Below are 13,771 nucleotides of genomic sequence, written 5' to 3'. Positions count from 1 at the left end.
GCTAACTTATAGGTGTGTAACCGGGTAAATTATCAAAATCTATCTCATCTAACTGCTCTGGATCTGCATACTCGTTGATATAATTTTTATAAACCTCTGACTCAATAAAAATAGCAAAAATATCACCATCAAGATGGTTTTTAGCAACCATTGACCCTAAAATAAATAAACACTCACTGACCGGTTTTGCTTTTTTGTAGGGTCTGTCTACTGCAGATAGCGCTTCAAAAATATCCGTAATAGCCATTAACCTTGCAGGCACCGACATTTGCTCTTTGGTTAAACCTCTTGGGTAACCAGTACCATCAAGTTTTTCATGATGACCTAAAGCATATTCAGTAACATTGCTTAAGTGTTTAGGAAACGGCAGGGCATCTAAAATATTTTTAGTTACATCCATATGACGCTTCATTACTTCACGTTCGGCTTCGGTTAGCGTGCCTCTTCGTATTGTTAAGTTTTCAACTTCATCAGCTGAGAGCAATGGTGTATTAATATCATTAATAACGAGTTGGTATTTGTTTGCAATGCGTTCAATGTGCTCAAGTTCTGCATCACCTAAAAACTCGCCCCCTACATTCACACGCTGTAATAATGCACGGTCTAATGCCAACTGTTTAAGCTCGGTATCAAGTAGGCGTTCAAATTGTTGAACTTCGATAGGTTTTTGCAGCTTCATCGCACAGATGATCTTTTGCTGATACGCTATTTTTAAATCTCGGCTAATTATTTCAAATTTAGCATCTACATATTTTATTCGATCAAAAATAGTTTCTAGTTTTGTCGACTTTTCCATGATGTGATCTGGGGTCGCTATTTTCCCACAGTCATGTAACCAGCCAGCTATATCAAGCTCATGTCGGTCAGCTTCAGTCATCGAAAATGAAGCCAAAGGACCTTTATTTATATCATTAACGGCATCAGCTAGCATTAACGTGAGTGCTGGCACTCGTTTACAATGGCCACCGGTATGAGGAGACTTTTCATCTATTGCCATCGCAATTGTTTCAGCAAAGGTCGAAAAGAGATCTTCCATTCCCTTAATTAGTGTTGAGTTAGTTAGCGAAATAGCGCCTAAAGAGGCAAAAGATCGAATTAGAGTGACGAGCTCTTCACTAAAAGGAATGTTTTTATTTTGCGCATCTTTTACATTTATAAGCTGGATTACGCCAATAATGTCATCTTCATGATCTTTTAAAGGAATTGTTAGCATGGACTCAGAACGATAACCCGTGCGTGCATCCATTTTGCGTGCAGCGCTCATATCAAAAGGCAAGGCATCATACACGTCAGGAATGTTAATCACTTCCCCTGTATTAACAGAATGCGCAACAATAGCAGTGTCATTTGGTTTGCCATCAATAAAAAGATCTATATTAGGAAAATCAACAGGACCACCTAACGTGCCACCTAAATAAAGATTTAATGACTTGTTTATTACCGTTTCAAACTTGAGTTGTTTGTTTGGGGTAATAGAGTAAATGCTGCCAGCATCAGAATGTGCTATCGACATTACAACTTGCAGTATTTCATCAAGTAACTTAGACGAGTTTTTTTCGGTTGTTAGTCTAATGCTAATATCGATAAAGTGCTGAAGATTTGTTTTGTCTTTAATGTGCTGTCGCATATGTTTACTACTTTTGAGTATGTTTGAAGGCACCATTCCAATCCTTAGCTAGTGTTTGCAAATCAGTGCCCTTAATACGTTCAATAAAAATGGCATAAATGTTGGGGCTAAATACGGTTGTACTGCGTAGTTCTTTAAATAAGCTAAGTGCTTGTGGCCAGTTTTTATTATAAAAAAGCGTCATGGCCTGCTGCGACTTTTTAACTTCATTTAACTGCTCTTCATCGAGCTTATCTGTAAAGTTTATAGGTTCAAACAACTGTACAGCGGCTGTTTTACCAACAACTTGCACTTTATCTATTAAACGAAATGAAATATGAGGGCATTTTTTCATCGTCTCTTCTGTAACAAGAATAGCTACGCCATAAAATTTGGTCAAGCTTTCTACTCTAGCACCTAAATTAACAGTATCACCAAGAACTGTATAGGCTTTACGATAAACCGAACCCATATCACCTACATTCATGTCGCCAGTACTTAAACCGATACCTATTTTTATTGCAGGCTGGTTGTTTTCTGCAAATAACTGATTTATTTTAGTTAACCCGTTGATCATAGACATTGCGGCTTCAACACCATGGCGAGCGTGGTTTTCATCTTTCAGTGGGGCATTCCAAAATGCCATCACCATATCGCCTACGTACTTATCAATAGTTCCGTGATGATCAAATATGATTTTGGTAATAGCTGTAAGATATTCGTTTAAATATTCACTTAACTGATGAGGCGACATACTTTCTGATAGTGAAGTGAAACTACGAATGTCGGCAAACAACACCGTCATATTTTTTCGCTCACTTTTTTGAGATAAACTTTTACCTTGAAGTATCATTTGGTTTATTCGCTCAGGAGGAACATATTGGTCAAACATAGATTTTATTTTTCGGCTGTGTTTCATTTCAGCGATAGAGCCTACAATGATGTAATAACCGGCTAATATAATGATAAGTAAAAGAGGCATTAATAAAGGTAAACTAATTTTTTGTACTGACCATAAATAAACGTTTAAAAATATAACGACACTTGTGACTGTAAGAGACAAAACAATAATAAAACGTGCGCTCTTAGCGTGGCTAAAAAACGACAGTACGCAACCCGTCAATGCAATGATGAGTAAGCTTGCTCCCTGTGACCAATTAGGTTTAGAGGGAAGTAGCTCTGGGTGCATTAACCCTTCAAATATATTGGCATGAACCTCCACACCCGGGTATTGCAAACCAACAGGTGTTGATCTTAAATCAGCAAGCCCTACGGCGGAAGTACCAATAAAGGCTACTGTGCCTTCTAATTCATCTAAACCAATTTTTTTGGTCAAAATATCGGTAGCCGAATAATAGGGGAAGCTATGCGCACGCCCTTTGTAAGGAATTAATATTTGCCCATACTCATCAGTTTGAATCCACTTATCTTGAAACTTTATACCTTCGAATAAGGTTATACCATCTAACCTATTGGAACGGGTTTCTATGTTTTCAGCAAGGGTATAAAGTCGAGCAACTTCAAGTGCTAAAGAAGGATAAAGCTTATCGCCAACTCGATTTATAAGAGCTGCTTTACGTATAAAGCCATCTTCGTCAATATGTGCATTAATAAAGCCGGTGCCCGTTGCAGCATTTTGTAACTGTGGAATATTTACAATAGCACCAGGAAACTGGTTTATTTGTGAATTAGTGTGCTCTTCGCTTGCCCATACAACACTGTTTTTAGCTGGCAAGTTTTGATTAGTCAGTTGTTCATCAATTAGTAAAAAACCAAGAACAGTATCATTTTTAGATAATGCGCTTGCTAGTTTTGTGTCTGCATCGACTTGTTTAGTAATTTCAGCAAAGGGGATGGTGTACTTTTTTGATAAATCAGGAATTTCAGACATAATTTTTGTAACAGGGTTTTCTTCCTGTTCAGAAAAAAATATATCGAATGCAATAACAATAACACCTGCATCACTAAGCTTTGTAACAAGGTCTGCTAATTTTGAGCGGCTCCAAGGAAAGCGTCCTTGTTCTTGCATGCTCTTTTCATCGATATCAATTATTACAACGGTTTCATCTATGCGCCTAGGCGTCTCTGAAAGCGTCAGTAATAATCGAGAGTCGTATATTATACCTTCTACACGGTTAACTAACTTTGCAAGCGACCCAGTTGAAAATAACTCTATTGATGCAATTATTAACGTAATAACAGCGCCAATAAAAAAGTGCTTTGAGGTAATGGGTTTTAAGAAGCTAATGAGTAACGCTCCTTGATAGACTAAAAATCAAAAACTCGTCCTTCTCGGCCGCATTCTATTTTTACCTGTTGAGCGTACTGCGTGTGTAAATATTTTTCTATAGCCAACAACTGTTCATCGGTTCTTGATGGATCGTGGCTAATAATAATCACATTTTTAATACTCGCTTTTATAGCAAGCTCAGCAACCTGATCTATGGTGCTATGACCCCAACCATGCTTAAGAGGCAAGTCTGCATCTATAAATTGAGCATCGTGAATTAGTAAATCAGCGCCTTCAATAAAATTACTCCATTCGCAAATACTTGTGTTTAGCTTGTCTGGTGGGTTTAGCTCATTGTCGGTAACGTAAGCTATCTTTTTTTCATCTGCTTTAATGCAATAAGCAGTACCGCCACCAGGGTGATTCAGTGGAGCAGTCGAAACCAAAAAACCGTTAAGTGTAAATTGCTTTTGAGACGATAAATCAGTATTAAGCGTAATATTGGCAGGTAAATCCTGATAACACACAGGAAAGTACGAACCACTCATTTGCTTTAATATGGCATCTTGGCTTTTTTTATCATCAACGTTGCCAGCTACAATGGTTATATTGCGGTTGGGCTGGTAGATAGGTTTAAAAAAAGGAAACCCTTGAATATGATCCCAATGATTGTGCGTTAGCAAAATATTGATAGGACTTTGTGTTTCTAGTAAACGTGTACCGAGTTCTACAATACCGGTACCAGAGTCTAAAATAAGATCTTTACCGTTGTTTTGTTCAATGTACACACATGAGGTATTTCCCCCAAAAATGTGTGTATTACTTCCAGCTGAAGGCATCGAGCCTCTAACACCAAAAAATTCAACTTTCATAATTTAAGGCTAAGCTCCATCTGCTTCAAAATTGAATTTAGAAATACTAACATTGTTAGAGTTAGTGTCATTACAAGTGCTACTTACAACAACTTGGGTATCATTTTGCAGGATAATTGAAGTAAATACATGTGTACTGACACATTGGCTTGCTTCATAAAATCCGACACCACTGGCTCCAAACGTATTATCTAAAGTACCGTCAGTTAAAATGCGCGCTAACATTCCTTTATTATTGCCCATACCAACTAAAACAATATTGTTGTTGCTATCAAAAACGGCACTTTTTACTTCGGTATCCCCCGTTGAAGCTAACGCGTATTGGCCTAACGGATAGCTGTCATCAATTACTCCGGATGCAAGTAATCGCGTAATACTGGCTTTATTTGGTGAATCAATAAGGTTCGCTATTAAATATAACTTACCTGTCGTGTCAGTTAAAATTTGTACTAATTTATTGTCGGTATCTGTAGTTTCTTCACCTACATATTTAAAGACCTCAGTACCGTTTGAGCTTAACTTCAATGCGATTAGCTTTGAAGTGCCACTTAATACTGATTTACCACCAATGAAAATATCTGCATTGTCGGTATATATGCGGTTATAGTACTCAAAAGCTGAGCCTATGATACTTCCACCAGTGCCAAAGTTTGGCTCAAGGGTACCTTCTGGTGTCAACATTATAACGATTGGGCTAGGAGTGCCGCTTATTACGATTGACCCAACAGTAATAATGTTACCGCTATTATCAAGTGCAATACCTGTCAGGTTTACCAATTCTGCGCCACTGACAGAGGTTGTATATACACCATCTGTAGCAAATGAAGTGTCTAAATTACCAGACTGATCAACTTTAGCTACAAAGCCCGCTTCACCATTTTCACTATTTTTAGAGCCTGTAATAACTAAATTGCCGTCGCTTTGCTCGGTTAAAGCAACACGCGACTTACTCAAATCTATGGCGATTTCTTTATGGCCACTTTCGCTAAAGCTAGTATCGATATCACCCGCACTCGTAAAACGTGTTAATACTAACTTAGTAACTGAGTCCGATTTAGCCGTTGATGCAAGAATGTACTTACCGGCATGAGGGCCATTGCTCAGTTGTAAAACGTGCATTGATTGATCGTCAGATTCTGCGCTTATAGTATCAAAAGTAAGGTAGCCAACATCAGCAAAATTGGTAAATAATGCAGCTTGATCGTCTATCGCAGCAACAAATGGTTTGGTGGTTGAGTCGTCAACAACACCCGATATCCATACAGTATCATTAGCATCTATAGTTGCTGATTTTGCAAATTGTTCTCCATTGATATCTGAAATGATATTAATACCTGATGCACCATAAGTACTATCAAGTGAGCCGTCTGAAGTTAAAATACGGGCAGAATATAACTTTTCGTTAGCTGAAACACCGGTAGTGCCAGATAAAGTAATTCCATTTTTAATTGGCTCGTATTTTACGCCTGTTACGTTCGCGCCACCATTACCTGCACCACCGTTACCATCAATATCGTAAATAGCAGTACCTGCATCACCAAAACTCGTTATAAGAGTACCCGTTTTATCAATAGCCAAAACCACGGCTTCTTTTTCACCACTGTTACGAGTTATGTAACCACCTGCAAAAGCTGTAAAGTCGGTGTTTTTAGCACCGCCAATTGCAAATAATTCGTCATCTTTATTATTCTCAGACAAGTCGAACGATAATGCTGCGCTACCATTAAAACTTCCGTTGTTTTCACCATCAGAAATTAAATAACGAATAAGTACGTCTTTATCGCCAGTTGCACTTGTTACACTGCCAGCAACCATAAGATCAGAGCTATTAAAGTTTTTAATAGCAAACGCTTCGTCATCTCTATTAGCGCCGCTCACATCGACTATTTTAGGGCTTCCGGCTTCATAAGCGAGTGTAGATATATCGTATTTTATCCATAAGCTATCGTCGTCGTTACCATTAAATGACTTACCAACAGCTTGAATTTTATTGTCGCTAAACTCAAGGTCATTAATAACGAGAGTGCTTGCTAATGCGGTACAGTGAATACCTGAATTATTATCTCCAGAGTTATTACTTAATACGCCAGCGGTATTCATTTTCAACAAACATGCTTCGGTATTTGTGCCATCAAAACTAGTGTAAGCAACAAAGAGGCTTGTACCATCAGAGATGATAGCTGTTGCTTGTTCATCATTTTCTAAATCTAATACTTTAACGCCATCACTGTTAAATGCTGTATTTATTACACCACTCGTTGTATAGGATGCAATAACAATATCTTTGTCGCTGTTATTACTAAAACCTACAAAGTAAAGGTTATTATTTAGCTCAATACTGTCATTAAATTTACCACTTGAAAAAACACCCGAAAGCTCAAGTTCACCTGTTATAGGACGACCAAATGTTTCATCTTCAACAGGAACTAGAGGCTCCGCATCATCAGTGACATCAATTATTATATTAATAGTAGTTGTTTCGTTAGGCGTACCGTCGTCAGTAATAGCTAGGCTCAATATGTACTGAGGAGTTGTTTCAAAATCAAACGGGCTTTCACCTTTTACAGTTAATAAGCCAGAATCATTATTTATTTCGAATATGGGAGCACCACTGAGTAGGGTGTAACTTAAATTTTGGTTCTCAATGTCTGAGGCACTAACAGTCCCAATAGTGTCACCATCGGTTGCGTTTTCGCTAATATTAAAACCTTGGTTTGACGCAACTGGAGCATCGTTAATAGGAGTAATCGTAATTGATAAACTACCAGTACCTGTAGCGTTATTCCCATCATTTACAGTATAACTGACAACAACAATACCGTTGTTATTTGCAGCCGGTGTGTACTGTAGTTTGTTATCGACAACGAATACTGAACCGCTATCGACTGACGCTGCTGTTATGCTTAGGCTATCACTATCAGCGTCTGTATCATTAATCAGCACATCAATGAGTAGCGGCGCAGCATCTTCATCCATAGTCGCGGTGTCGGCATTTGCAATGGGTTCATCGTTTACGGGAGTAATAGTAATAGATAGTGTTGCTGTACTGGCACCACCGTTGCTATCAATTGCCGTATAAACAACAGTTGCGAGTCCATTTACATTGGCTGCCGGTGTATATTGAATTTGATTGCCAACTACTGAGACCGAACCAGTATCTGCCGAGGCTGCACTGATAGTGAGGCTATCGGCATCCACGTCTGAGTCATTTACCAATACGTTTATTAGTATTGGCGCTGCATCTTCATCTATTGTAGCTGAGTCTGCGTTTACAATTGGAGCATCGTTTACGGGAGTAATAGTGATAGTTAACGTTGCTGTACTGGCGCCGCCGTTGCTATCGCTTACAGTATAAGTAACTGTTGCTAAGCCGTTGTCGTCGGCTGCCGGTGTATATTGAATTTGATTGCCAACCACTGATACAGAGCCAATATCAGCTGATGCTGCGCTTATGGCAAGGCTGTCGCCATCCACGTCTGAGTCATTTGCTAATACATTTATTAGTATTGGCGCTGCATCTTCATCTATTGTAGCTGAGTCTGCGTTTGCTATTGGAGCATCGTTTACGGGAGTAATAGTAATTGTTAAGTTAGTAGTTGCAGTACCGCCGTTCCCATCATTTATTGTGTAGTTAATAATTGCTGTTCCATTTGTATTAGCAGTAGGCGTATATTGGATTTTATTATCAACAACAGATGCAGAACCTATATCTGCAGTAGCAGCTGTTATCACAAGAGTATCGCCATCAATGTCTGAGTCGTTAGCTAATACGTTAACTAATAAAGCAGGAGCATCTTCGCTCATCGTTGCTGAGTCAGCATTTGCATTAGGGGCATCATTAACGGGTGTAACAGTAATCGTCACACTTGCTGTTCTGTCGTTTATACCTTCATTACCAGTGCTATAACCATCAGTAATGGTGTAAGTTAGTACTATCTCACCTGAAAAATTTGCTGGTGGAGTAAACTGTATTTTTCCGGCGACAATAGTCGCTTCACCAGCAGTATTTTCTATATTAGAAATAGTAATTGTATCGCCATCTGCATCAGTGTCGTTAGCTAGCACATCTAATAAAGATGCAGAGCTGTCTTCGTCTAACGTATATTGATCGTCATTGGCTTCTGGAAAAGTATTAACGCCGCTTTCACTTAAGGTTACTTGAGCTGTTGCAGTTAAGCCTTGCTCATTTGAAATTGAATAGGTAAAGCTATCTACACCAATAAAACCTAAGTCTGGCTGATAGGTAAACGAGCCATCAGCATTTAATGTAAGTTCGCCATTTTGAGTTGCATTAATTGCCGTGGTATTAACTGATAAATCGCCAGCCTCAATATTAAAGTCGTTAATTAACAAGCCATTTTGTACTGTTACTTCAAATAGTTTATTTTTGCTAAATTGATAGGCATCATTTTGTGCAACAGGGTTATCGGGTTCGCTGTTTATTACTAAAGTTACTGTGGCTGTAGAGGTTGCACCTAATGAGTCTATAGCTTGATATTGAAATTGATCAACACCATTAAAGTTAGCATCCGGCACATAACTAAAGCTGCCATCAGTTGCTAATAATAGTTGGCCATGTGTGGGTGCCACCATAAACGTTTCATCAACTGAAAAACTGTCATTATTTGGGTCAGTATCGTTACTAAGCACACCATTGGCAGCTGTAACCACAAGTGTTTCATCTTCGCTTAAACTATAGCTATCATTTTTTGTTACAGGGGCTACGTTAGTGTTTGAGCTTACAATAGTTACATTTGCAATAGCCTGAGCACCTTGTGCATCAACAACTCTGTACTGAAAGCTGTCTTGGCCTTGCATATTTTGCTCGCCTTGGTATTCAAAGCCACCATTATCAAAAAGGGTTAATTGTCCTCTTGTTGGTTCGCTAACCGGCGTTGTATCAACAGTTAAGTCATCTAAGTCTATATCGCTATCGTTTATAAGTAAGCCTGGCGATAGGACAACTAAGGTTCCATTGTTTGTAATGCTGTAAGTATTATCAAGCGCAATAGGAGCGTCGTTAATAGCTAAAATGGTTATCTCTACAACTGCGGTATCTGTCATACCTAGCTCGTTAGCAACTTGATAGCTAAAGGCATCTTCACCATTAAAGTTTGCAATAGGGATATAAGTAAAATCCCCATTTTCATTTATATTAAGAGTGCCATGCTGCGGTAGAATTAATGCATCTGTATTTACACGTAAATCGCCACTGTATTGATTCGTATCATTTGTTAGCACGTTACCTTGCAGAGTTTGATCTTCATTTATCTGAAACTGATCGGCATTAGCCTCTGGTGCAAATGCAAGCTCTCCACCCACTGGCGCTATATTTATTATATTAGCAAAACCACTTTCACCACTGCCATCAACACCGGTAATAAGTACTTGATAACTTTTATCTGTAAGTGACTCGGTAATGCTTAATGCAGTATCTTGAATACTTAAAAATTGTTGCCCATTCTCTAATTCATTAATGTTAGTAGATGTGACTCCAGCTTGAGTTGCAATATAAACGTTGTAACGATTAAGTTCGGAGTTAGCTTGCCACGAAAGATTAATATTACCTTCGTCTCGTTGTGCTGTAACACCTTCAATTTGATATGGTTGCCAGTTAAAAGTGATTGCATCAGCAAGTACCTGATTATTTAAAGTGTCAGTTATCCATATTTCAAGGCGTATTTCCCCAGGAATTACGCCATAAAGTGCAGGGCTGAGGCCTATAATTGACTTTTCGTAGCCAACACCACAATCAGAAGAACACAGTGATATGCTTTTATTAACACTAGGGAGCACTAAATTAACTTCAGCAATGCCATCAGTATCCGAAGCTTCAAGTAAAAAAGAAACATTACCTTGTACGGTGTCGTTTGTTTGTGGAAAAACAATATTAGCGCGAGTATTTGCTAAACTTGCTCCAACAACTCCTCTACTTGAAGTGACAGCACCTAAAACTTTTGTACTCTTGGTTTGATTACTCGCTATAACACCAGCCAAATTTATATAGCTAGTCACCGTTGGCGGTATTACTTCAGCCGTAGGTGATTGTATTGCCTCTTGAGTGGGGCTTTCTTCTGAGCCTCCACAGGCACTTAACAAAAACACCATAGAACCAAGCAAAAATATATTTTTTGCTGTCATTTTAAATACTCCATAATAAAAGCTTTGTATCCAATGTGTTTATGGTTCTAATTTAAAAGAGCCGCTAGCATTTACATCAGGATTATTTATTTCGTTAAGATTAAAGTTGCCAGTAATGTTGTCTAAGTCATTCAAAAATATTGCTTCAACATCGCCCTCGGCTTTATTGTTACCATGGGATGCAAATGTAACGGCCAGTTCAAGTTCGCTTAAATTTATTAAGCCGCTGTAAGCTGCATACCAATTTCCACCGGCGTCATTAAAACTAATTTCGCCATCAGGCACGGTGCCATTATCAAAATCAACTGCCATAGTCATAGCAAAGTCAGTAACAGCACCCACACTCGAATTTACATTAAAGCTTGATACTTCATAGTTAAATACACCTTGGCGCTGAGCTATTTGATCGACTAAAGATGCGCTGCTAACAGTTTGAAATTGTTGTTCAGAATATATATCCATAACACCTGTATCTGCTTCAAAAGCATTTACTTCAACTTCAGTTACCGATGCTTGCTCAGTTTCTTCTTCGTTGTCGTCTTTAGGATCAATTGCTACTATATTTTGATCAAACACACGTGCCGCACGTGTTGTTTTAAAGACTTCACCAGTGGCTGTAATTTGTGCAAACGAAAATGCTTCGTTATCACCCAAAGAAACCACGTTATTATTTTCTAACGTTAAATCTATTGCGCCATCCCATACCGCTAAAAATACATCGCCTTTAACCAGTTGAACTTCAAAATGCGTTCCGCGTATACCAATAGAGCCTACGGGAGTTTTTACACTATAAGAGCCGCCATTTTTTTTAATTACGCCGGAAATAGAGCGCAAACCGCCTTTAAGTAACTCAATAGAAGCAGAGCCTTGTTGGGTATTGTCATTAAATTCGTAGTTAGCAATATTTAATACTGAGTTTTCTTTTAAGGCTTTTAAACCACCATCCAACATCGAAAATTGCGCTTTGCTTTTCTCTCCAGTCGTAATGCGATCTACGCCAAAAACAGTATCTCTGCGCTGCAACTGTCGTTGTTGTTCATTGCTTCCATCAACCGCGAGTACAGAGCCTCGTGCTAAAATAGTTTTACCAGCAGGGTCGTTTGCTTGTGTATAAAAACTTACACAAAGTAAAGTGGTAATTACAGGGAGTAAATGTTTCATAAATACCTTAAATTAAAATGAGTAAGAAGCGCTTAAATTGATATCTAAACGGTCATATTCGAATAAAGAAATATTACTGGATTTATCTTGATAGTTGGCAGCCAACTGTATGGCTAAATCGCGATTAACTAAGTAGCGAACAGAAGTTGAGAACATAAAGAGGTTATCGGCACGTTCTTGTAAAAATAAAGGGTGATCATCTTTATAATTAATCCATTGGTATCCAGCAAGAGATAACAACTGCCAATGTTGAGCCAACTGAGTGTTCACTTGGTAGTACAAGCTCGTAATATTACGGCTATTAAATTCACCTTCAGTAATGTCAGCTTCCTCGCTTTTAGCGTTAATGCTTAAGCTTTGAAACCAATTTTTAGCTGCATAGCTAGCACCTGCATTCATCGCATAAAATGAGTTATCGAGCTTTTCATCAAATCTATTGTTTAAAACACCCGCAGTCAAAGAGCTAAATAAATTAACTTGTTTATTTAGCGTAAAATTAGCTCCGGCCGTTAAAGCTGATTCAGTACGATAAAGTTCGCCATCAAGCATCAACGGAGTGGTAGCAACTCGTGCAAACCAACTTATGTCATTTTGTTTATATTGATAGGCGGCATTAATGTGCGCATTTATACGATCGTATTGACTGAGTTCTTCAAACTTGTACCACCCGGTATCAATACTTAAAGTGATTAAGCTTTTTTGGTCAATAGGGTGAGAGTACTTTCCTCTGTAATTAAGTCGTGCATAGTTGTCCTGCGTACTTTTACTTTCTGGCGATAACAAAAATTCACCAATATTAGGAATTATAATCGTATTTTCTGCAGTACCTGCGTTTACGTTGCCATCTACGCCAAGGGCAAGCTCAATATTTTGCTTATAAGAACGCCTAGCTTCTTGTTTTTTAAGTGTGGTTGTATCAAGTAACGACTGTGCTGAAGACTTTATGTTATTAGGTGTATTAGGTGAGTTAATCAGTATTAAAGCTTGTGTGTCAGCAGCAGGTAAATTATTAACTGTTAAATAAGCGCGCACTAAATACAAACGAGCTTCATACCACCTTGGGTTGTTTTCAACCACACGTTCAAAGGCAAATACAGCTGGCGCCGCATGCCCTGTTTTAAGTGCACTGACCCCTAATAAAAAGTCGTATACGGGTTCGCCTAGGTACTGGTATTCGCTATTACTTTTTTGATAAGCCTGAGTGTATTTTTTTTCAGAAACTAATTTTTGAAGCTCAATCAATAGCTTATTGAATTCATCATTGCTTTGAGCCAATGAGTTAAAGCTCATTACAGTTAAACAACTACACAGTAAATTTCCTAAAACCTGTTTAATCATGCTTAATTTTATATCCCAGTAGAAGTTTGATGTTTTGTAAAAGTGATGCCAACATTAGAAACCTACCACTTTTTGTAGCTAAGTATAGTTAATACAGTCACATTGGTTAATTAATTGTAGATAAGTAACGAGTTATACCAATCCGCGATAATACTTAATCATTTTGCGGGGCTAAACGTGTCGCTACCTGTGTTATAAAATTCTCATTTACGACTGCATGGATGCAGAAGGTAGAGCAATGCAGGAGCAATTGCCGAGAACAACTAAATAGCGAGTTTTTTGCCAAGCTATCAACATGTTTTTCCATCCTCAAAATAGATCACTTAATTAAGCGAATTGGTATTAAATACTTGTTTATTAAATATTATTACTAATTAGGGCGTGTTGATCTTTGTGGATTGAAATTTTTTAATCTAGGGATGA

6 protein-coding genes are annotated in these 13,771 nt (G+C 38.2%); all 6 read right to left on the bottom strand.

Annotated elements, in window-relative coordinates; genetic code table 11:
• Position 1: 1 nt before the first annotated feature.
• The 6 genes from H5072_RS02930 to H5072_RS02905 are packed head-to-tail and all read right to left on the bottom strand — an operon-like array spanning position 2 to position 13,348.
• Positions 2 to 1,663 (bottom strand): HD family phosphohydrolase, encoded by a 1,662-nt coding sequence (locus tag H5072_RS02930; RefSeq protein ID WP_182692623.1) that lies wholly within the window; start codon positions 1,661 to 1,663, stop codon positions 2 to 4.
• The gene (locus H5072_RS21455; protein WP_310735806.1) at positions 1,635 to 3,854 is read right to left on the bottom strand and encodes an adenylate/guanylate cyclase domain-containing protein; all 2,220 of its coding nucleotides are present in this window, start codon (positions 3,852 to 3,854) and stop codon (positions 1,635 to 1,637) included. Before H5072_RS21455 ends, H5072_RS02930 begins: the two co-directional genes overlap by 29 nt.
• A 20-nt stretch (positions 3,855 to 3,874) precedes the next feature.
• On the bottom strand, positions 3,875 to 4,708 hold the full coding sequence (locus tag H5072_RS02920) for an MBL fold metallo-hydrolase (RefSeq protein ID WP_182692622.1): 834 nt from the start codon (positions 4,706 to 4,708) through the stop codon (positions 3,875 to 3,877).
• A 9-nt stretch (positions 4,709 to 4,717) separates the two neighbouring features.
• On the bottom strand, positions 4,718 to 10,849 hold the full coding sequence (locus H5072_RS02915; protein ID WP_182692620.1) for an S-layer family protein: 6,132 nt from the start codon (positions 10,847 to 10,849) through the stop codon (positions 4,718 to 4,720).
• A 39-nt stretch (positions 10,850 to 10,888) separates the two neighbouring features.
• On the bottom strand, positions 10,889 to 12,010 hold the full coding sequence (locus H5072_RS02910) for a FecR domain-containing protein (RefSeq protein WP_182692619.1): 1,122 nt from the start codon (positions 12,008 to 12,010) through the stop codon (positions 10,889 to 10,891).
• Positions 12,011 to 12,022: 12 nt separating this feature from the next.
• A complete protein-coding gene (locus H5072_RS02905; protein ID WP_182692618.1) occupies positions 12,023 to 13,348 on the bottom strand; it encodes a surface lipoprotein assembly modifier in 1,326 nt (441 codons plus the stop codon).
• Between the last annotated feature and the right edge of the window lie 423 nt (positions 13,349 to 13,771).

The sequence above is a fragment of the Pseudoalteromonas sp. SR45-5 genome, from assembly GCF_014163565.1.
In the GTDB taxonomy this organism is placed as follows: Bacteria; Pseudomonadota; Gammaproteobacteria; order Enterobacterales; family Alteromonadaceae; genus Pseudoalteromonas; species Pseudoalteromonas distincta.
Note: the sequence above shows the minus strand (reverse complement) of the source record. Positions and strands in the feature narration are given on the sequence as shown.